The organism is Rossellomorea sp. GAMAL-10_SWC (genome assembly GCF_049568075.1).
GTDB lineage: Bacteria > Bacillota > Bacilli > Bacillales > Bacillaceae_G > Gottfriedia.
The window spans coordinates 3,734,390-3,758,039 of record NZ_CP144911.1; the positions used below are offsets into that span (position 1 = coordinate 3,734,390).

Annotated in this window: 11 protein-coding genes and 2 pseudogenes; 3 read left to right on the plus strand and 10 right to left on the minus strand. The window is 34.8% G+C overall.

From position 1 onward, the window contains the following. Positions 1-127: 127 nt before the first annotated feature. Both V5E38_RS18340 and V5E38_RS18345 read right to left on the minus strand, forming a co-directional pair. The gene (locus V5E38_RS18340) at positions 128-340 is read right to left on the minus strand and encodes an aspartyl-phosphate phosphatase Spo0E family protein (protein WP_499211034.1); all 213 of its coding nucleotides are present in this window, start codon (positions 338-340) and stop codon (positions 128-130) included. A 1,934-nt stretch (positions 341-2,274) separates the two neighbouring features. Continuing rightward, positions 2,275-3,096 carry a ribokinase gene (locus V5E38_RS18345; RefSeq protein ID WP_499211035.1) on the minus strand — a complete coding sequence of 274 codons (822 nt, stop codon included), beginning with the start codon at positions 3,094-3,096 and terminating at the stop codon, positions 2,275-2,277. A gap of 446 nt (positions 3,097-3,542) precedes the next feature. Between V5E38_RS18345 and V5E38_RS18350 the strand changes: the two genes are divergently transcribed. Next, positions 3,543-4,823, plus strand: a complete 1,281-nt coding sequence (locus V5E38_RS18350) for a glycosyltransferase family 2 protein (protein ID WP_499211036.1) — start codon at positions 3,543-3,545, stop codon at positions 4,821-4,823. 517 nt (positions 4,824-5,340) lie between these two features. Here V5E38_RS18350 and V5E38_RS18355 read toward each other — a convergent pair. The 6 genes from V5E38_RS18355 to V5E38_RS18380 form a co-directional block, all read right to left on the minus strand. After that, a complete protein-coding gene (locus V5E38_RS18355) occupies positions 5,341-5,538 on the minus strand; it encodes an aspartyl-phosphate phosphatase Spo0E family protein (protein WP_499211037.1) in 198 nt (65 codons plus the stop codon). Positions 5,539-6,563: 1,025 nt separating this feature from the next. Next, positions 6,564-7,454 carry a LysR family transcriptional regulator gene (locus V5E38_RS18360; protein WP_499211038.1) on the minus strand — a complete coding sequence of 297 codons (891 nt, stop codon included), beginning with the start codon at positions 7,452-7,454 and terminating at the stop codon, positions 6,564-6,566. A 446-nt stretch (positions 7,455-7,900) separates the two neighbouring features. After that, positions 7,901-12,781, minus strand: coding sequence for a S8 family serine peptidase (locus V5E38_RS18365; RefSeq protein ID WP_499211039.1), 4,881 nt, complete (start codon positions 12,779-12,781; stop codon positions 7,901-7,903). 568 nt (positions 12,782-13,349) lie between these two features. Next, entirely contained in the window at positions 13,350-14,240 is an 891-nt protein-coding gene (locus tag V5E38_RS18370) for a LysR family transcriptional regulator (RefSeq protein WP_499211040.1), read from the minus strand. A 54-nt stretch (positions 14,241-14,294) separates the two neighbouring features. Continuing rightward, positions 14,295-15,707 carry a M20 family metallopeptidase gene (locus V5E38_RS18375; RefSeq protein WP_499211041.1) on the minus strand — a complete coding sequence of 471 codons (1,413 nt, stop codon included), beginning with the start codon at positions 15,705-15,707 and terminating at the stop codon, positions 14,295-14,297. A gap of 71 nt (positions 15,708-15,778) precedes the next feature. Next, the gene (locus V5E38_RS18380; RefSeq protein WP_499211042.1) at positions 15,779-17,020 is read right to left on the minus strand and encodes an MFS transporter; all 1,242 of its coding nucleotides are present in this window, start codon (positions 17,018-17,020) and stop codon (positions 15,779-15,781) included. Between the two features lie 192 nt (positions 17,021-17,212). Between V5E38_RS18380 and V5E38_RS18385 the strand changes: the two genes are divergently transcribed. Beyond that, a complete protein-coding gene (locus tag V5E38_RS18385; RefSeq protein ID WP_499211043.1) occupies positions 17,213-18,505 on the plus strand; it encodes a helix-turn-helix domain-containing protein in 1,293 nt (430 codons plus the stop codon). Between the two features lie 217 nt (positions 18,506-18,722). On the opposite strand, the gene V5E38_RS18390 is transcribed toward V5E38_RS18385, so the two are convergent. After that, a complete protein-coding gene (locus tag V5E38_RS18390; protein ID WP_499211044.1) occupies positions 18,723-22,580 on the minus strand; it encodes a S8 family peptidase in 3,858 nt (1,285 codons plus the stop codon). 705 nt (positions 22,581-23,285) lie between these two features. On the opposite strand from V5E38_RS18390, the pseudogene V5E38_RS18395 reads away from it, so the two are divergent. After that, positions 23,286-23,477, plus strand: a pseudogene (locus tag V5E38_RS18395) (IS110 family transposase); the annotation flags it as partial. On the opposite strand, the pseudogene V5E38_RS18400 reads toward V5E38_RS18395, so the two are convergent. Then, positions 23,478-23,642 (minus strand): annotated as a pseudogene (locus tag V5E38_RS18400) (YetF domain-containing protein); the annotation flags it as partial. Positions 23,643-23,650: the final 8 nt, after the last annotated feature.

Consider the following 23,650-nt stretch of genomic DNA (forward strand, 5'->3'; position numbering starts at 1 on the left):
TTTGTTGTGTCACGCACTCCACGTGCGCAGTCTACAATTGGAAGTATATAAGAGTATACTACATTTAATCGCTAAATGATAAGTACAATTGACGCTAACAAGTACTTCAAGATCAGTTTATCGGTGTCTAATTTATTAAGTATTCATAACGCTCTTCCTTCATATCGGTATATCTTTTGAATAACTGATTTATTAACTGAAGATTTATTAACTGATCTAACTCTTGACTACATTGAATGGTTTTAGAATGAAGAAAACCATAACTTTTATTAAAATCATATAATTCGTTTCTCTTTTCCTCTATCTCTAGTGATGCTTGTCGTTGTAATAAAGTAGCCATCCCTAAAACCCCTCCATCTTTATTTTAAAGTAATCATATTGATTAATTGAAAGTCGCGCTCTATTTTGACACATCGCTTGATTTTGTCTATACTGCTTTTTCCTACAAAATAGAAAAATAAAAGGTAAAAAACCGGCAACGTCATAATGAAGCGTCACCAGTTCTTGGTATCATGTAAATTATCTAGGTTCCATCTATAGTTTGACATGTGACGTCATAAACTACCCAGTTGCTGTCCTGTTTATTTTTTAGTTTAAGACTGATCAAACGTAGGAAGTAAGCTAAGACTTTTTCAACAATTGGAAACTGTTTGAACGTATTGTTCAATCATTACACGCGTAAACTATAACACTCTTTGTCGAACTCTACTGTCCAATCTACCCATTATGCATTCGTCCTATCTTCTACCTTCATCTATTTTGATTATTACATTACTCGTATACAGCACCATCGTCTTTTTGTTTAGCTGTAACAGATAGAATAGCAGAGTATGTTACACCTTGATAATCATTATTTGCTGATTCATCAAGCTTTCACCAAATGAAATATCAATGTATTCATCTTTTTCTAAATTCCAGAACTAGTAGTCTCGCCCTGATTCTGCACCATCACCGAGGAGAATTTCCTTTTTCCAACAGTTACATTAGAATTTGCCGTTAAAGCGGCAACTAACTTTGCTGCTACCGGGGCATTCAAGTAACCAGTTACCATTTCGACACCTTTTGTAAGTTCAGCTTAATCCTAAGAAGCACTTACTTCATTTGTAGTTCCCTCGAATAATTCTTCTAATTTATCTTGTAATTCTTTTAATACTTCATCCGATCTCCTTTCCCTTAATTACTTGAACCCATTAACTTATAAAATAGGTTTAGCGATGAGAATTACAACATAAACTGCATGTTCAAATAAGAAATATCTAGAAGCAGGATTGATAGTGAAAAGGGAAATTAAGAGATTGCTAACAAGATGAAAGGGCCACCTCCTAAACCAATTACAGATTCTGTATAAGAGTTATGTAATTTCTAGCTGGATATAAAATGAATGGGTAACATAGGATTTTAAAAGAATTATATATTTGTTAGGCTAGGATGACAAATGGGGTTTTGTAAGGGGTTGACGGCCTGTTTTTTTACATTTAATTACATTTTTTTATATTTTTTTACATTTTTAATAATTTCGAATACTATAACATTTCAAATCTATCAATCGCACTATTTATATAGATTTTGACTTGGGTTTATAAATCAATATATTGACAATTAAGATATTGTGTGATGATTGGTAGATAAGAAGGATCAATACAGTACATTGGAAAGTATAAATAAGGAGAGGATATTTTTTTCTGTGTGAAAAACATATTTTACTTATAAACGGAAGTATAGGTGTTGTCACTATATATATTTAAATCTTTCGGTGCCGTTTTACAAAGAAGACGCCCCTACTTTTCTTTAAATTCTTTTAGCATTGATAGTTGTTTTGACCATGGTTTTGTTTTGTGGAGCAGGAATTTATTTTGGATTTACATTTTCTGTTCAGCAATATTAAACCCTTGATACAAAACCTCATTTTCCGATTTTTTCATTCTAATTTTTTTAGCAAATCATTATTATTTTTCGAATAAAGTTTTGATAAAAAAAGGGAAAAAAGGCTGAGGTGACTACGTTCGTTCCTTTTACCCTTTCCCTACTCATGCCTTTTATCAGATGTATATTCTGATTTTGGTATAGGTTTATTTTGTTTAGCAGAAGTTTATTTGTTTGTTACATTTTTTAAAACTAGTTGCGCCACACACTCCACATTTAAAGTTTGTAATTGGCAATACAATAGATGTTGGTGAGATACATGATGTTCATGATCAAAAAATCCCTCCAAAATACCATTAAGTAATTTAATCAAACAAAAAGCCAAGGATTTCTCCTCACTTTCTTAACAGTTCAAACACTTAACCATGCCTCTATGTCTATATTATATGGCATTCCATCTTGTGCACCTTTTTTTGTTACAGATATACCTGCAGCAATGTTAGCAAAACTTATACTTTCATTTACAGTTTTTCCTTTAGAAATAGCAACGCTAAAAGCACCAGTAAATGTATCTCCTGCTCCAGTAGTATCAATTGCTTCTACTTTTATTACAGGAACATTTATTTGTTGTTCACCATCAAAGTAAATCGTACCATTTTTACCAAGAGTTACAATGAGCTTATTAGGGTACAATCTTAATAAATCTTCTAATTTAATCTGATCCTCATCCAGAACAATTTTGTACTCATGTTCATTCGGTATAATATAAGTAATCATATCCAAAAGATTTTTTGTTAACTTTATTGCTGGGGCAGGGTTAACAACGATTACCTTTCCATTTTTATGAAGGATAGGTACTAAATAGTCAATAATCTCTATAGGAGTTTCTAATTGAAAAACAAATACATCATGTTCAAGGATACTTTTCTCCACGTTTTTTATATAAGTTAGGTTTGTTTCTAGATTTGCACCTGACACGACTGAAATTCGATTATCACTTTTGCATAATTCTATAAATGCTACTCCGGTTTGAGAATCATTAACATAATTCAGTAATGAAATATTTATATTCTCTTTGATCAGCTGCTCCTGAATAAATTGAACATTTTCATCCATGCCAAGTGAGCCGTAAAAAGAAACTTCTCCTTCTAGACGAGCTGCGGCCACCGCTTGGTTAGCCCCTTTTCCCCCTAATTTTTTAAAAAAATTATTAGCTAATATTGTTTTTCCCAAGTTCGGAAGCTTATCCGATTCTATAATTTAATCAATATTTATACTGCCAATAACTGCGATTTTTCCCACTACATCACCTATTTTACATTATGTTTAGCTTTGAATTAGAAAACTATACTCCTCCCCTTGTTAGTTTTAGTACAAACTTGACCTTGTGTCGCATCATCTTTTTCACAAAAGATGCTATCAAGTATTCGGAAAAGACAAATATTACCTTAATTGATGAAGAAAAGTTAATTCGAAAACTATTAAAGCGAGCCTTTTAACTCTTTATTAATTAGAAAATAATAGAAATATCATCATTTAACCTACCTTCATACAGTATTCGAATAGGCTAAATATACTATGTCTTAATCCTAAATTATAATTAAACATGTAAAGGCATCTGACTTAGATAATTGTAAAAATAGTTAAAAGAACAACAAAAATAAAAAGGAGTGTGAGTATTGGAACAGATACTTTTATATCTTTCATTCGGATTTTTTATCATATGGTATTTCGTACGTCCTTTATTAGTTTTAATATTTGGATTGTTAAATAAAAAGAAAATAACAAATTTTACATCTCACCAAACTGAGGGTGTAAGTGTTGTTATCCCCTGTCATAATGAAGAAGCCGTTATAAAAGATACTTTGCTCAGTGTATTAAATCAAAAAGTACCTTATGATTTTGAATTAATCGTAGTAGAAAATAATTCAACAGACCAAACCTTTTCGATTGTCAAAGAATTGGCTAAAGAATTTCCTCAAATTAAACCATATTCGCTTAAAATTCCTCGTTATAGACAAAATGGAACTCGTATAAATCCAATTAGTTATGCTATTAATTTCGGAGTAAAAAAATCAATCTACCCAATTATCCTTCGTTTAGATGGTGATACACAGTTAGGCAATGAGCATGTTATGAAAAAAATGGTTCAACCTATACTTCAAAACGAAGCTGTTTTATGTGCTTGTAATGTAGCTGTAGAAAATGCCAAAGAAAATATTTTAACCCGGCTACAAGTAATTGAATATTTCTTATCAATGGACGTAGATCGAAAGGCACAACAACTGTTGCAAACTTTAATTTGCGCGTCTGGTGCTTTGCAGGCTTTTTCAAGAGAAGAATTTTGGATTTCTGGAGGATATACAGATAATATTCATGTAAGTGAAGATATGGATCTTACATTGAAAATGCATCGTCAAGGCTGTGTTAAATTTGTAGAAGATGCGGTTGTATATACAGATGTACCAAACACATTAAAGAATCTTCTAAAGCAACGAGTTTGGTGGACACAAATTGGTATGAATTGCACATATCAGCATAAAAAGGGAGTTTATAATAAAACATATGGTAAGAATGGAATAGTTGGTTTTATTGGATTACCTTTAAAAATTTTCTTATCTTTCCAATCATTTTTTGGAATGATTATAAAAGTTATGACATCTATAGTAGCTGTACTTTCTGGAATTACAACGGACATAATAGAAACTTTTATAATCATTAGTATAATCCATGTAGCCCTTGATCTCTTTTCTGTTTTAATTTGCATACCTGTGTCCAAAAATAGAAAAGTGCTTTCTAACTTGTGGTTAATGCCTTTTGCTACATTAATTTATGGTCCCATTTTAAATTTTGTAAAAATATATGCTGTGTTTAATGGAGTTTATAAAGTAAATAAAGAGCATATTATGTTAAGCAAACAAACTAGGGAAGGTTCAGACACGAAAAGCTTCGTAGCATAATGTCGTTTTTTGGCATTATGATTCTTACCTTCAAATTTAAAAATATCGAATTATCAATGGTTTAGAAGGTTTCTAGAACGTCACAACTTTCGACATATAGTGCTACTATAATAATTTCACAAGTAATTCATGCAATTTTAAGAAATATAATTGAGCCTATCTAGAGATAGGCTCTTTTTATTTTATTATAAAAGTTTAATATTAGTTTATGCGCTCAGCAAAACAGGCCATTACCTAGGATGGTAACCAAAAAAAGTTACAAAAGTTAGTTAGTTTCGAGTTCTAGTTAGGCTGTTATAAATATCTTCTTAATTTTTTATTTTTTATCGGTTAACATCAATTTTCACTTCTTAAAATCCTTTAAGGACAAGCTTGCCAAGCACTACACATGCGCTATTTGTAATTGGCTATACATGAGACGATGTTGAGTTTACAACTAATCACAAAATAATATAGGCGTTTGACCATTAGTATGAAAAACCATTGATAAAGTACTACAAGATCTGTGTATCCGTGTCTAAATTATTAGGTAGTCAAAACGATCATCCTTCATAGCATTATAGCGTTTGAATAACTGATTTATTAACTGGTCTAACTCTTGACTACATTGAATAGTTTTAGAATGAAGAAACCCATACCTCTTATTAAAAACATATAATTCATTTCTCTTTTCCTCTATTGCTAGAGTTGCTTGTTGTTGTAATAAAGTAACCATTCACAAATACCCCCATTATAAAAACCTCTTATAAGAATTATCGCTTAATGTAACTTCCTAAATTTGCTACTCCGTTGTAATCTTTTCCGCTTGTCATAGTAAATTTAGAATAATTTTATCGTTTAATTGAAAACCACGCTCCATTTTGAAACTAGTGGGACACGGTTGGTAAACACTCAAATTCAAAATCCCATTTGTCACCCTTTCTCTATGCTTTTTCAGCAGAATAGAGTAATTAGTAGTAAAAAAATGACAACTCCATAACTAAGCGTCACCGGTTCTTGTTAATATTTAAATAAGCTAGAAACTATCTAGCCATCTTCTTTTTGCTTTACTGTAACAGATAGATTAGCAGAGTAGGTTACACATTGATAATCATTATTTGCTGATTCATCTAGCTTTACACCAAATGAAATATTAATGTATTCATTTTTTTCTTGATTCCAGAACCCGTTGTCTGTACCTGACTCTGCTCCATCACCTAAGAGAATGTCTTTTTTGCCAACAGCTGCAGCTTATATTAAAACTTTAAGATTTTATGGATATTTTGTAAAATCATGAATTATTATGGAAACCATAACATTATTTTATCAATTTCAAGAACATACTAATGTGCCCTAGTTACTGTTAATACACGTGTTCTGGCAACATAAGAAAAAACCAAGGCTTTTTTCAAGAAGCGCTTGGCTGAATTGGCATATCCTTTTACTAAGGAAGTGGTCAATGGTATTTCCCTTTGATTTGACTGCAAGATATTTTTGTATTTCCACATCGATCACATATCTTGTTTAGAGTAATAGTATCGATATGTTTAAGAATAAGAGAATAATTGCAATTGCTTTAAAGATTTTGCACCAGATCCTTCTGGAGCAGTAAGGCATACTTTCTTAATGTAATATTTTTGATTAATAATAAAATATAAACATTACTAGGGCTTAAAATCGTCCTGTTGTCTCCTGTTCAACTTGTCATGACATCACTACTTGTATCAGTGTGAAATCACTAATAAAAGAAGATTGTTTGACTTATTCCATAGTAGAAATGCTGTTCCAAATTTTTTGAATTAGATCAATAAAAGATTGAATGATTACTAATTTTTCTTTTTCCTTCAATGTAATTATTGAGGTTTTTACTTTTACCTTGTTATTAGTAGCCAAGATAGGGACTAAGTCACCATTGATAATTTCTTTATTTAAGCAACCACTGGTTCCCACCCCTACTCCAAGATTATTTAATACGGCCTTTTTAATCCCGTCTAAACTTCCAAATTCTATTACGTTTTGTGGTGAGAGTTTCAATTGTCTCAAAAATTTACTCATCATTGCTTCACAATATCCGTCATCTTGATATTTAATTAAAGGAAATTTTGTCAGTAATTGGTCTTCTGGGTACCGATCATATAAATCTTTAGAAGCTACTAGAACCATGCATTCCTCTGCGATTACAATGTTTGTAAATCCATTTTTACTTAGCTCGCCTGAAATAATTCCGATATCGTATTTGTTTGATTCTATTCCATTTATCACTTCATCACTTTTGCAGGAAATCAATTTTATCTGTATTTGGGGATATAGCTTTAAGTATTCAGAAATGACATAAGGAAAATAATTTGTACAATAGCTTTCACCAGCGGCAATCGTTACATTTCCATACGAATTTGAAAGTTCCGCGAATGATGATTCAATCTCCTCTACTATGGAAAAAAGCTGATCTGTATATGTTTTAAGGATTTCACCTTCAGGCGTCAAAAAAGTCTTCTTTCCTATTCGTATAAATAGCTCCTGTTTCAATTCTTGCTCGAGCGTCTGAATTTGTGCGGTTACAGCAGGTTGAGTGAAGTTTAACTGTTGTGCAGCTTTTGTAAAATTCAAGTGCTCTGCTACGAATTTGAAAGTTTTCAGATGTCTTAATTCCATTATAGCTACTCTCCATCTATCAAATTTTTTGGACTGGTAAATAATAATATAGTGCTAAATATCAATAAAATAATGTTATGGATACCATTATGTCTTTTAATAACAACCTCTTTAAAGGTCCGCCAACATTAGTTTCTTTTCCTAAAAAAAGAAAAGCTGACATAATCGTTATCTTAATGAACATTCCGTAACCTCTAAAATATTTTTTCCAATCAGTATCATTTTCGGACTATTTAAGGACATTACCTTAATTATAGCACACCTTTTAGGTTGTGACATAATATTCTGAAAAACTAATTCAAATGCACTTGTTCGTTTTAAAGATAGGTTTTAAATATTAATTATAAACTTACTTTTAATATAGAAGAGAATCTTCTCATGATCATCTAAACATAAAATAGATCAGATGAAATATTCATCTGATCTAGTATAAATACAAACCTAATTTATTTTTTCACTACAACTTTTTTCGCTTTACCTATATTCCCTGCCTTATCTTTTGCATAAACGTAAAGGACTGTTCCCACTTTTTGTTTTTTATAAGATACAGTATAAATTCCTTTGCTGTTAGCATTACCAGAACCAATGATTACTTTTCCTGCTTTCACATAAACTCTAGCATTTGGTTCGGCTTTCCCTGTTACTTTTGTCTTAGATATACTATTAGCAGAAGGAATTGCTGGTGGTGTTATGTCTTTTATTAAAACCTTTCTTGCAGCTCCAACATTCCCCGATTTATCAACTGCGTAAACATGAAGGATTGTTCCTACTTTTTGACTTTTAAAGGTAATAGAATAAGTTCCTTTGCTGTTTACAACTGAAGAACCTATGATTACTTTGCCTATTTTAACGTATACTTTGGAACCGATCTCAGCTTTTCCAGAGATTTTTGTATATGACACCTTACTTACCGAAGGAATACTCGGTACTGTTTTGTCCACTACAACAATATTAGTTTCTTTACTTACTAAACCAGTATCATTGCTAGCGATAGCATATAATTTTAGACCAGCCTTTAGTTTTGTACTTAATGGTATAGAAAACTGGCCATCCTCCCCTACTTTTCCTGTTAATGTAAATTGATTTTTATCTGTAATTGTAACAGTTGTGTTCGGTTCAGCTTTTCCAGTAATCTTTATACTTTCAGATGATACTTTATTTACATCGGGTTGATTTGGAGCTGGAACAGGCTTAGGTATTGAAATTTGATGGTTTGTTACATTAAATTTCACTATTCGTCTGTCCGCTTCCGAACCACCTAATGGAGTTAGAATTGCTCTGTATTCACCATTAGCAGCTAATTCATCTAGTTTAAAGCTTCCTTTAAAGGTAGAACTTGGATTCTTAGAGGAATCAAGTTTGATTTCATTCCCCTCTGGATCAAAAACTTTACCGTCCCAAACAATCGGTTTTGAAGCTTCAGCTTTAATTGATAAAGTATTAAATACATTTTCATCCTCTGGATTGGCAGTTAATGATGTAATAAATGATGCAGGTGGGGTAACACCTTTATAGATTGTAATATTCTTATACGTATAACGTCCTGCAAGATCAGTTACAAAAAATTGGAAATCATTTCTACCTTCTGATAATTTAAGAGTCATCTTTTGCTTATAATCTAAAGGTCTTTGCTCGTACGGTTGTTCTAGCTCTCTATAAGCTTCTTCGTTTCCATTCACTACTAAACGGAAGACATCGAAGTTATCAGTAATAGAAACCGTTACTTCTGGATCCACACCATCTTTTGCAATATAATTATTTTGTGGTAAACCTGTAATTTGAATGCTAGCACTTTGTGAATCAATAAAAATTTGTCGACGGAATTCAATTTTATTTCCAACTACATCTTCGCCTTCAATGAACACTTCATGTACACCATCTTCACTAAAGGTAAGTTGTGATTTAAAATCATAACGTTTTAAGTCTGGATTATATGTTATATCTAGTTTCTTCACTGGACCCCCAACAAGTTTGTCACTTCTCACTTGTAAATATTTTACTAGTGAATCGTCCGTTACGTATCCTGTTAAAGGTATTCCACGTATAGTATACTTACCGAATGGTGCTGGTGAAGCCGAAATAATATACGGGATCTTGTTATCAGGAACAGATGCTTTAAATGTTGAACTATTTTCTGCATTGTCCTCTACTATAATATCAATATTTTTTATGTCTTTGATTTCTTTTCCATCTGAGTCTTCGAGTTTTGTTAAATCAAACTCGAATTGCGTTTCTCCCTTCTTAGGAACGATATCACCTATCCATTCTTTCCGATCATTAAACAAAACCTTAACTTCATTAAGACCACTGCCATTGCTATCTTGAGCATTAAAATATAGCTTTTTCTTACTGTATGAAACATTTGAGATTACTGGTTTTGTATTATCAACAACTACAGGGAAATTTACTACTTGTTGAGGCTCACCAGGGTTGTCAACTTGTGTTTTGATTGTATAGTAATATAAACCTTCTGGAACAAGCTTATTATTTACCTTTCCATCCCATGTAGTATACTCAGGTTTCCATGTATAAGTAGAGTTATCCTTACGTTGCTCTTTATCAGTTCGTAACTTACGGAGTGTATTCCCACTTGTATCTGTAATGCTATATTCAACCGTTTTACTATTTCTTAAAAATTGAAGTACAGGTGTAAGTGACTCCTTTTTGTCATCTCCATTTGGAGAAATAGCTATTCTTTCTTTATCCCAGCTTCTTGTATACCCAAGTTGTCCAATCCTAAAACTACTATCTTGATCAACAAATCCCGAGAAATTGTAGAATGAATGTGATGCATCGTACACTGTAGCGTCAAGGACTGGAGGTGCATTCCAATCACCTTTAAAGCCTACATAAGGTACAGAAAGATCTGGAAGTGCTACATCCTGAGATTCATTTTTTAGAGTAATAAATCCTTCTACAAAATAACCATTTATCATCAATGCTTCTAACTCAGCTTTTGCATTTGTAAGATCGATTCTTACAGTAAAATCTTTTGATTGACCTGGGAATAATGTTAGAGTCGGTGTATCTGTTGTAACAACAGCCTTAGAAATTTCCTTTGATTTTAGATCGTTTCTTCCACCTGAAATTGAATCTGTTAAAACGGATGTGTCTACCTTGTACGACACATCTTTATCACTAAAGTTAGTTGCCGTTAACGTCATTTCAATTTTGTCGGTATTGATTTCTTTCAGTTCGACCTTTGCATCATTTGTACCTTTTCGAACAACATAAACAGGTGTATTAACAGCTTTATGTAGCTGCATAATACCAGCACCTTGTCTACGTGGAGAGTAATAATTATTATTGTTATCTGGATCCTGAACTGGTTTAGCTGTATTCATTAAGAGCGTTTTAACTCTTTTTACTTTATCCGCACCTTGTAATTGCGGGAATAATTCTTGAACTTTTTGAAGTACTAATGCAGCTCCCCCTGACACGTGAGGTGCAGCCATTGAAGTACCACTCATTGTTCCATATTTTCCGTCATTTAAGGTTGAGTAAATTTGTCCACCTGGTGCAGTGATTTCAGGCTTTAATTCCAAACTTGGAGTCACACCCCAAGAAGTTGAAGTTGACATTCTACCAGCAGCGTTATTTACAACAGTTTTATGATCGCCAGTAAATGTAACCTTCCCTGTGCCACCTGCAGCTTTAATTTTCTCCTCAAGAGTATTTCCTTCACTAATTCCTATCGAAACATACGGTATTTTTGGGTTAGTTAATGCCATGCTTACATAATCTCCATGGGAAACATGCCCTCTTACAATAACCCCTGCCGCTCCATTAGCTTCAGCATAATATCGAATAGTGTCATAAGGCATAGAACTTGAAGACCTTACTGCAAAAACGATTTTACCTTTTACATCTTTACCCTCATACGCTGAAGAAGTCCCATTACCCACATAAACAACATCAAGTTCTTTATTAGTTCCAAATACCTCCAATGGGTCTGGAGAAGATTGTTTCTTAAACGGGATTGGAAGCGTTTCGTCTCCAATTTTGACATTCATTTGGTCTAATTGAATAAAGTTATTTTCAATATTTGCTACTGAAATAGAGTTTGTTGCAACACTAGGAGACCCAACTAGACCAATATCAGGGTTAGATGCAAATGGTTTATTACCTTTTGAACTACCAATTCGATCAGAGTTTCCAGCAGAAATTGCCATTAATACTCCACTGTTAACAGCTCTTTCAACTGCTTTTTGCTCAAAATTATCAGAGTTAACAAAACCAGCCTCTGCACCTAAGCTCATATTCAGAACATCCGCACCTAGCTTAATCCCATCATCAATCGCTTTTACATAAATGTCACCAAAAGTAGTTTGCATTCCAGGGTCGTTACTGAATACTTTTAGTGCTAATAGCTGTGCTTCTGGAGCAACACCTTTAATGCCGTTTCCACTTTCGTCACCATTTGCCCCAACAGTTCCAGCAACGTGCATCCCGTGCATCGATGCATTTGGACCAAGATCACGAATTTCTTGATTTTTATCTGCATAGTTATAACCATACGGAACTTTTAAAGTATAATACTGTCCAGGTAGGTTATTTGCTGAGATAATAGCATCTGTTTTTTCCTTTGTCAGCTTGCGCTTAGGGTCTTCTTTTAAGGTCATATCTGGATGAGTTGGATCAATCCCAGTATCAATGATACCAACAACCATGCCTTTCCCATCATAACCTGTATTCCAAGTTTGAATGGCTTGTACCATAGCTTTACTGGTCAGCATATTTGGTTTTTCTTTCGGTCTTTCATATTCATTTACTAGATTGACAGATTCTACATTTGGTAAACTCTCAAGTTCATCGATCTTTCCATACTCGATTTCTCCACTTACTCCGTTAACAACTGTTGTAAATGTATTTTTAACTTTTAAATCGATATTATCTTCTTTCACATCTGTTAAAAATTCTTTTTGTTCATCTTTAACTTCTGATTGCAACTCTACTTTTTTTGACGCTGGTAAATCTTTATATCTTACTCCTTTTTTAATAGAGTAAGATATTGCTGGATCTCCATCCAACTCAATGAAAACACGAACTTTGTCATGATCTTTATGTTCTGTAGGTGCTACTGCACTTTCTTGACTTAAACGATCTTTTAATCCTTGTGTTGCTATTGAACTCTCTTGACCTAAACGATATTTTAATCCTGTAGGTGCTTCTGCACTCTTTTGAGACGGATGATCAAGTTTAAACAGTTCATCAGGTTTTATCGTATCTAAACTTGCAGCACTTACAAAAGTCGCTGTACCTGAAAGTAATAATAATGATGCCACTCCCACTGATGTGAACTTTTTCAATTTTTTATTTTTCTTCAATTGCCTCTCCCTCTTCTCTCTATTTTTTTGGCAAAAAAATAAATGCCCCCCTCTTCAATTCATTGCAAGTGCTTTGAAGTTCTTCTACCAGAACCCCAAAAATAATATAAGTTGCTTCAGTTCTTGTTCTTGTCTGCTACAAACTTATATTAAAACTTTAAGATTTTTTGAATTTTTTGTAAAATCATGAAATATTATGGTAACCATAACGTTTTTTTATTGATTTTAAGAATATTCTAATGTTCAACTGTTAATACATGCGGTCTGGCAACATAAGAAAAAGCCAAGGCTTTTCCAAAAGCGTTTGGCTGATTTGACATATTGTTTAATAAAGAAGAAAGTTAATGGTATTTCCTTTTAAATAGCTACACGATATTTTTGTTTTTCCTTACCGACACACAACTTTATTAGAGTAATAGAATCAGTCTGCTAAAGAGTTAGAGATTCATGCAATTGTTTTGCAGACATCACTATGGCTTAATGTGCCCTGTTATTTCACGTTTTTATAAAATTTCTCTCCACTAGTAAAATAGTTATAACACCATTAAAAGAATATCGTTAGGCTTTTTTATCCCATAGTAGAAATGTTATTCCAAATTTTTTGGATTAGATTAATAAAGGATTGAATTGTTACTACTTTTTCTTTTTCCTTCAATGTAATAATAGAAGTTTTTATTTTCACCTTGTTCTCAGTAACTTGGATCGGGACTAAATCACCATTGCGAATTTCTTCTTTTATGCAGAGACTACATCCTAACCCTACCCCGAAATTATTTAATACGGCCTTTTTGATACCATCTAAACTTCCAAATTCTATTACGTTTTGTGAAGAGAGTTTCGATTGTCTCATAAATTTTTTCATCATCGTTTCATAATATCCGTCAGCTTGATATTTAATTAAAGGAAATTTCGTCAGTAATTGGTCTTCAGAGTAGCTAGCATATAAATCTTTAGAAACGACTAAAACTATTTCTTCTTCTGCAATCACGATGTTCGTAATTTCACTTTTACATAGCTCACCCGAAATAATCCCTATATCGAATTTGTTTGATTCGATCCCTCTTATCACTTCATCCCTTTTACAGGAAATCAACTTAATCTGTATATGGGGAAATAGTTTCAAGTACTCAGAAATGACATAAGGAAAATAATTCGAACAAAAGCTTTCACCAGCAGCAATCGTAACAATTCCATGCGAATTAGAAAGTTCTGCGAATGATGATTCAATCTCCTCTACTATGGAAAAAAGCTGTTCCGTATATGATTTAAGGATTTCACCTTCAGGCGTCAAAAAGGTCTTCTTTCCTATTCGTATAAACAACTCTTGTTTCAATTCTTTTTCAAGTGTCTGAATTTGTGCAGTAACAGCTGGTTGAGTGAAATTTAACTGTTGCGCAGCCTTTGTAAAATTTAAGTACTCTGCTACGAATTTGAAAGTTTTCAGATGTCTTAATTCCATTATTGCTTCTCCATCTATCTAATTTTTTAGGACTTGTACATAATGGACAGAGCCTTAATAAATACGTGCTGTATATTTCTTTACTTCTGCTGGAAGTGGAGAAACATATTTCACACCGTCACAACGTTCAACTAGCTCTGCTTTTGCTTTTTCGATAAGTTCTGGACAATTAAGCACTTCCATTGCTGTAGCTGCCATCACTTTTCCAGCATGAAGCATCCCTTTATGAGCAATAGAGGTTGTTCCAGTTGCAACGATCTGCCAAGTATGTAACGGTGTTCCAAGTGGTTCACATGCCGTCATACATTGTGCTGTAGGAACTATCCAACTTACATCCCCAACGTCTGTAGAACCTGGCAGGACTCCATTTGCAGGAGAAAATGGGTCGATAAGGTCTGATAGCACTTTCCCTACTAATTCTTTATTCATTTTCACTTCTAGGTTTATATCTGCTTCCGTTAGTGTTTCTTGAATATTTTTTGCAAATTGTAATTCCTCTTCATCATGCCTTGGTACACCTAATGAAATGAAGTTATCATACATGATTTTTTCTAACGTTGTATTAGAAATTACATTAGAAAGGCCTGATGCAAAGTCAATTTCTACTTCAGTTCCAGTCATTAATGCAGCCCCTCTTGCAATGTCACAAATACGTTGATAAATTTCTTCTGTTTGTGACACACGTGGTGCACGTATAAAATAAAGTGTTTCCGCTTCTTTTTGTACCACATTTGGTGATAAGCCACCTGAATTCGTCACGGCATAATGAACCCTTGCTTCTGGAATAATATGTTCACGTAAATAGTTCACTCCAATATTCATAAGTTCAACTGCATCCAATGCACTTCTTCCTAAATGTGGAGTGGCAGCTGCATGTGAACTTTTCCCTAAAAATTTAAAGTATACTTCGTAACACGCAAGTGAAGCGATGGACATTACACCATTACGTGTTCCTGGATGCCATGTTAATGCTATATCCACATCATTAAACAATCCTTCTCTTACCATAAATGTCTTTCCACCACCAATTTCTTCACCAGGGCAACCATAATAACGAACAGTACCTTCTACATTGTTTTCCTCCATGTAGTAACGAAGGGCAATTGCTGCTGCTAGTGATCCTGTTCCGAGTAAATTATGCCCACATCCATGACCATTTCCACCTATTTTCACTGGATTATAATGTGATACTCCACCTGACTGACTTAACCCTGAAAGAGCGTCAAACTCTCCTAAAAATGCTATAATAGGTTTTCCACTTCCAAAACTACCAATAAATGCAGTATCAATGTTTCCCACACCTTTTTGAACGCAAAAACCTTCTTCATCTAATGTTTTGCATAACAATTGTGCAGATTTATCCTCTTGAAACCCCAATTCAGCATAACTCCAAATTTTATCACTCACTTGAATAAGCTTTTGACGCTTTTCTTCTATTATTTCTGATAATCGTTGACGAAAATCCATATATTTCACCTCTGTTATATTTGTAGTAAAATTCACTATATCTTTTTAAAGCGTAATGAAATGAATGTAACTTACGCTATCTTAGATGAATTGCTTTCGAAAATACCGTTATTGTTATTCTCAATTTTAAATACTAAAGAACAAATACTCGTTATACCTAATGCTACAACAAGGAAAATGAACGCAGCTTGAAACGATCCACCAAATGCATCAATTAATGCTCCCATCGCCGTTGGAGCAATAAATCCTGCCAATCCAGCAACAAAATACATAGTACCCATAAAAGACCCAACAATATTTTCTGAAACGTATTTTAACGGTATAGATAAAATAGTCATAGTTAGCGCTGATGATCCCAAAGAGTAAATACTTTGATAGACAATTACCATTTGAATAGAAGACGCATTAACCATTAACAGCAAGCAAATACTTGCTAGAATTGCGCAAAATAAAACGATAAACTTCTCTTTACCTGCCAACGATTTATCAATTAAATAGCCTGTTAAAATAGCAGATGCTAATCCAAATACTTGTGGAATCATTGAAAGAGAACCCAATTCAGTTAAATTTAAACCACGTTCTTGCTCTAAATAAGACGGCATCCATGACGAAAAGCCCCATTGTGCAATACTTGAACCAAAATACATGATGACCAGAACCCACAGGATTTTATTTCTGTATAAGTCTTTCATCGTTATTTTAGGAATGTTATGACCATCTTCTATCGTTTTTACCATTTTTGGCGGATTGTAATGTTTAGCTAAAAATAGAGTTACAACAAGACCAACGCTCCCAATAATATAAAACATTACACGCCAACCCCAAGTATCTGTGATTAAACCAGTAATATATAAAGCGAGAACCGAGCCTATTAACTGAGCAGCAAGTAAAATAGACTTCGCTCTTGCACGCACTTCTCTTTTATAAATTTCAGTAACAGCTACACTACTGCCAGTAGGTAATCCCCCATCACCTAATCCAAGAATAAAGCGCATCGCTAAAATCGCAACAAATGATCCAACCATACCTGTTAACAATGAAAAGAGAGAGATAATGAATGTAGCTATTATAATCACTTTTCTAGAGCCAAACTTATCTGAGAACCACCCTGCCAAAAGTGTCATACATGCACTACTTAACCAAAAGCTGCTAATCACCATTCCACTCTGTGTTTGAGATAAATGTAATTCTTTACTAATCGGTATGATGGCAATATTCATACCAAACAATGTCAAAGAATCAACAATCCAACCTAAGAACAATAATGAAAAGATAAAATGACGTTTCCCATTGCTCAATTGCGCTTTTTCCATAGTTCTCCCCCTAATTATCTTCTGAAAAAATCCAGATTTTAGTTTGTTATTTTCGGACCACTTACGGACATTTCCTTAAGTATATCATATCCTTTAAATCACGCCATAATATTCTGAAAATACCAGAAATTTCTTTTTAGGATTCTTATTACCAATTTCTGTTACACTATATAATGAAGGGAGCGAAAAACATTGAGTATATTTCTAGGTTTACTTGGACCAAGTGATTCTGTCGAAGTAGTTCAACAAAATTTGAAGAAATACGATGACATAACTTGTATTCCTATTGCGTTCTTAACCGAAGAGGATTTAGAAAAACGTGTTTTACCACGTAAAAATGATATAACCATGTGGCTATGTACTGGGCCAATTTCATATAATATTGTTAAAAATTGGGGGAAATTAACCGATCCTATTTTCCACCTTTCATTCAGCGGTGCTGTTTTATACAAACTATTGCTTCATATAGCTCATGAGCATAATTTGAAAGTTTACGAAATAAGCTACGATGGTATCTCTCGTAATGAGATTGAACGAGTCTTACAAGAAACTAATATTAAAACAAAACTAAAATATGTTAAATCAGATACAATAGAATTACAAGAATTAATCGACTTTCACTATCATTGCTATAATAATGGATATACTAAAGTGGTTGTTACAGGTCATCCAATTCTTCAACAATTAAAAAAGCTTGGCGTCCCTGCCTATCGAATGTTTCCATCAGATATTACTGTTGAATCAACTGTAAATGAAATTCGCAGAACGTACGAAATGCTTCTTTTTAAACGAGCTCAAATTGCTGTTCAAATTATCGAATATGATTCTGCTTTTGCTGACTTGACTAACACAGCATTTACAACTCACAAACTTCAAGAAATTGAACTCGAATTTATGAATAAATTGCGTACATATACAAATAAAATTCAAGGTTCCTATCTTTCTATTGGTCCAGGTCGATATATGATCTTTTCAACAAGAGGTTTTTTGCAAGATATCACTAATGACTTCACACATAGACCAGAAATTGATACATTTAGGGGATTAAAGGATGAGTTGGAGACTTGTGGAATTGGTATTGGTCATTCAGCATATGAAGCTGAACTCAATGCATGGAACGCTTTATTACAAAGTAGAAAGTGGGGAAAAGGTTCATGGGCAGTTTGCTTTGATGATAAGAGAATTGCAGGCCCTCTTGGACAAGAAAAACAGCTTACTTTTTCTTATACATCAGAAGAAATAAAATCTATAAAAGAAAAAACCTCTCTCAGTGTAGCGACGCTTCATAAATTGAAATCGATAATAAAAAAACGTTTAAATGAAGAAATGAGTGCTAATGAACTTGCTCAATATATGCAAATTACAACACGCAGTGCTCGACGTATACTAAGTGAGTTAGAAGTAAATGGACTTGCTCAAGTTATAGCTGAGGAAAATCCAAGTACTAAGGGACGCCCGAGGAAGATTTATAAACTATTATTATAAAGGGACTAGTTGGAACACTTACTGATTCTGGTGCAATATAGTAAAAAACAGCACCCTACACACTATTAAAAATAAAAATGGTTTACTTTGCTTAATAAATAATGGTCAAAAATATAATGAGGCTTACGTAACACACGCAGGTCATGCTAAAAAATTATAGAATAACAAACTATAAAAATAGCCTACCCATCATCTGCAGATAGATAGGCTATTAAACTTATTTCAAGCCATAAGCCTTAAAGATATCTTGAGAAATTTTGTTGCCTTGATCATCCCAAGCAGTTGTTCGTAATGAAACATACTTAGCATTCTTCGGATTGTTGATCTTGGCTAACCACTTGTTATCGTCTGTTCGCTCGAGTTTCACAGTCTCCCACGACTCACCTTCATTAAAGGAGACCTCTAATGTCGCTCCTTCTAGCTTACCGTAATCTGCTACACCTTCAAGTTTTGCAACAGATAGTTCGAGTGGAGTGGAAGGTGCCGCAAGTGCGTTACCGTTCATATCGGTCTCAACCTTATAATCCAGTGAATAGAATGGGAGTAAAGTTTTGATTCCTTTACCTTTTTGAGACCAGAATGTCCATTCTGTATGTGTACTTAATGATGTTTTCAATGTATTCCAGCGATTCGTGTCTCGCTTCGCATCATTTACTAGACGGAATTGTGTTTTTTCTTCTGGGACTGGTTTTGAAAGCATAGTTCGTCCTTTTCCTTCTTTTAGAAGAGTATCTCCTTGGTACAATTTAAGTGTTTGATTTTCTTCGTCATCATTGATATAACCTGTAGAACCATTTCCTGAATCAGCCCATGCAGGAATATTAAATTGTAAATTGTTCCCTTGGCGGTTAGGTGTATAGCCTTCACCCAAGCGCGGACGAACTACTGGAGAGAACCAGTCTTCCTGAAGTTTTTGTCCTTTTTCATACGTAACTAAAGGCTGGCGAACTACCCATGGACACTGATAAAGATAAGGATAGCCTACTGGTGCGCATGATTTTGTACCAAATACGCTAGCTTCGTGATACCAGCGAGTATCTTTCACTGCTGAAACCCACTCTGTTCGAACAGAAGGAAACTGTATAGTGTTAATAGTCCCCAGATAGTCATTTGTATACGGACGAAAATCATAACGGAACTCAGTACCACGTGCTTCACGATCTGATTTGTAACGCGTGTCGATTTTAACGAGTTCATTGTTAGATGGAGCATATGTTAAATTTTTTGGAATCTGGCCTTGATGAACATCGATCAAATCATAGACATATGGTGTCTTTGCTTCACCTTCAACAAACAGATGCAGGTTGCCGGAACGTGCTGCTGCAATCACTTCATCGCCTTCACTTTTACTAATTCCAGAAACGGGCAGAGGAATATTCTTGCCATCTAGATTTTCCAGAGTATTTCCTATAAGTGGAGTGAATTCCTCATCTAGATTGTTTACGATAATTAACAGCTTTGCTCCCGCTGCAAGTGCCGCAGTGGCTTGTGCTCGTGTCGCAGCGACCCGCTCAGAAAAAGTACCTTCCGTGATGCGATCGACGACAACTACTTTTGCATTTTTGTCTAGATGCTCAAAGTCAGCCGGTGTTCCTTTTCCTGCGTAAACCGTTGATAAGTTATATTTACCGTCAAGAAGTTCACTTGCCGACGCCAGTTGTTCATCCAACACTTTTTCTTTAAATTTGATCTCAAGGGCAGGTTTTATTAAACGCCAGCGAGTCAGAAATTCGAATTCGCCTGTTTCAACCTCCTTTGTTGGTGTAGCATATATTTTATCGACATTTGGAGCTATTGTATAGCGAGAAATCAATGATTGGTTACCAAGTGTACGGTAGTATTGCAAGCGGCGTTGACTTGGTTCTGTCTTATGCGGCACTTCAGCTGAAATTTCTTGTGCATTTCGCGCATCAAGTTCCACTGTTTTAGGACCGTCTACCTTGATTTCAGGATTACCGACTAATGCTACACTAACATGATCGGTATAGCCATCCATTCCTATATAAGCCATAGCTGAATACGTACCAGGTGGCAAACGAAGTGTTTTTGTTCCAGTTGCGGGTATGGATTCGTATGTAGGTTTCATGTTTTCGCTAACGAGACCGACAATCGTAAAATTAGGCTTTCCATTAAGGTCCTTAGCGTTAAACGTTACCGGATACCTCTCATCTTCTTTCACCATGCCCATTGAAGTATGAGCCACTTGCTTGCCTTCAGAATCAGTTGCTGTTAACTGCCCTTCAAAACGACCCCAGTTACCAATCGTTGGATCTACTGTAACGGTTACTGTCTTTTTACCATTAGCTGGAACAATAATTTGGTTTTCTGAAACCTTCAGCAAACCATCAGGTACGTTTTTGCCAACTGTATTCTTAAAATTAGCTTGGAGGTTAAGCGTAACTGCAGTATCGCTGTCGTTTGAGTATGTGACTGTTTTTTGTACAGGCTGAGCCTTGTCGTATGGCCACTCAAAGTAACCGAACGACAGAGAACCCGTTGCTCGAACAGTGCTGTTTACAGCTGCAGCTACATCCAATCGGCCCGAACCGATATGATAAGGCGAATAATCTAATCTCTTAGACGTACTCATTAACGCTTCTTTCAGTTGAGTTCCATTCCACTCAGGATGCTTTTGCAGTAGGATTGCTGCAGCACCCGCCACATGTGGGGTTGCCATGGATGTACCACTCAGACTCTTGTAAAATCCGCTTCCTGATGTTAGTCCAGATCGAGCAGCAACAATCCCAACACCTGGTGCAGACAGGTCAGGTTTCAATCCCATATCTCCAAAACGAGGTCCTTTTGATGTGAAATCAGCAATTTTGTCTGCCTTATCCACAGCACCAATCGTTAATGCAGCATCTGCTGCTCCTGGTGAACCGATGGACCCTTCACCACCTGAGTTACCGGCAGCAATAACAAACAGTGCACCTGTTTCTTCACTTAGATTATTTACAGCTTGGGACAACGGGTCTGTTCCGTCACTTTGCCCCCCTCCCAAACTCATGCTTACTATCTTTGCGTTATGTGCAGCCCATTCCATACCGTCAATAATCCATGATTCCATACCGCGTCCATTGTTATCTAAAACTTTCCCTACGAGTAAACTTGCTTCAGGAGCAACTCCTTTGTTCTTGCCTTCAGAAGCAGCACCTGTCCCTGCGATCGTTGAAGCAACGTGTGTACCATGCCCTTGACCATCATCAACCGTTTGTCCTGGTACAAAGCTTTTTGCCTCGTCTACTTGATTTGAAAGATCGGGATGATTCGGATCGATTCCTGTATCAAGTACAGCTACCTTAACCCCTTTACCTGTAAAACCAGATTCCCAAGCCGTTGGTGCACCGATTTGAGGTACGCTTTGTTCTAATGTGGCTTCCACATGACCATCAAGCCAGATCTTTTCAATGCCTTGATCGAATTCTGAATTAGATTTATTTTGCTCTGATGCCTCAGGTGTGATATCCTTCCAGAACATTTCCTCTTCTTTCTTAGATGTTTCAAGAGCAGCACCATTAATACTTTCTAACTTACGAACCGTTTTTGCTCCTTTTAGATTGGCCTTCTTTGTTTCAACGGTTCCCGCTGTTTGGGCAGATCCCACTGTTTGTACGGCTCTCGCTGACTGGGTAGATCCCGCTGTGGACTCTTTATATTCTACGATAATTGGAAGGGAAGAAAGACTTTTATCATCATAGCCGTTCTCTATTAATTCCGTTACATTAAACAAATTCTTGTCCAGTTTGTCAGCAGCTAGATAAGGAATAGCTGAATTTGGTATGACATACGTATCATCATCAATTGTTAAAATTTGTGCGCCTGCATCGTTCGGATCGGCAGGTTCCACGTTTATGACATTTTTACCGTCTTCGATCTTTTTAATTTTGACGACGTCACCCGTAATAAGGGTAATGGTTTTTTCATCGGAACCATTCAAAGGTAACTTATCAATCTTTAAATTAGGTATATTCTCTGCTATTGCTTCAGTTGAAGGTACCGAATGAATTGTTGAGATTATTAAGCCCGCTGAAAACGCCATAGTAGTTGATTTTTTAATTAATGAATTAAATTTCATAATACTCCCCTATCTGATTTAACTAAATTTTCAGAATACTAACAATTAAGTGCTCCTTTCTTAAAATTTTGAATTTCTATACTGATCATGCCTCTTTATTTGAGTAATAGAATCAGTATGTTTAAGATTTAGAGATTCATTGTAAGTGCTTTCAAATTCATGTTTCAGAAAATCTTGGCTGCTGCAACTTATATTAAAACATTAAGTTTTTATTAGATTATTGTAAAATCATAAAATATTATGGTAACCATAACATAATTTTATAGATGTTCAGAACTATACTGATATCCACCAGTCCAAAATCTAGTATTAGTACAATAAAATATGCCCTCCTCCAAATTAGAGGGGGGATCTTAAATTCACATAGTTAGTTACATTTTCTAGTGGGGAGGCTTCTTATTGAACTAACGCATGCGTTCGTATTATAAGGTCAACCAGTTAAATTTTCTGGTTGACCATTTTTTATATGGTTTTATCATTAAAGTAGTCGGGGCGGAACGAAGCTTGCGTGGGGCTTGGACCCCGTCAACTAAACAGTTCACCCCCTACTTATAGAAACATGCTTTGGGCTGGTTGGGACAAGGATCCCTAATAAAAAGCGAACCTATGACACTATAAGGGAGTATTAGGGGAACCGATAAATTTAGTTTTAGGAGGAGATCGTTATGAATCCAGTAGAGGGTCTGGATGTCGCAAAAGGAGAGAGTCAGATCGACAGGGCATTACCATTCACCTGTTATGCAGTTCTTAGATAACTTAAATTATATTTATATCGTTATTAATCCATTAATCTCTTATCGAGCTAAAAGTTTAAGAAAGGTAAAGACTGATGCCATCGATGCGTGCCATCTCTGCGAGCTGTATTACAAAGAAGAGTTAGAGCCACATAAAAAACGTGTCCCTTAACTGTTGATTCAAATAGTCTAAAGAATATCGCATTTTCCTCATATTAGCTTCCAAAATCTTTCCATTTTCAATAATGACGGTTGGGTTACCTGCAAATATATTTCTTCCAATTCTGCTTTTCATAGAAATGTAACTAACAAGTAAAATGATGGGCACTAAAAAAT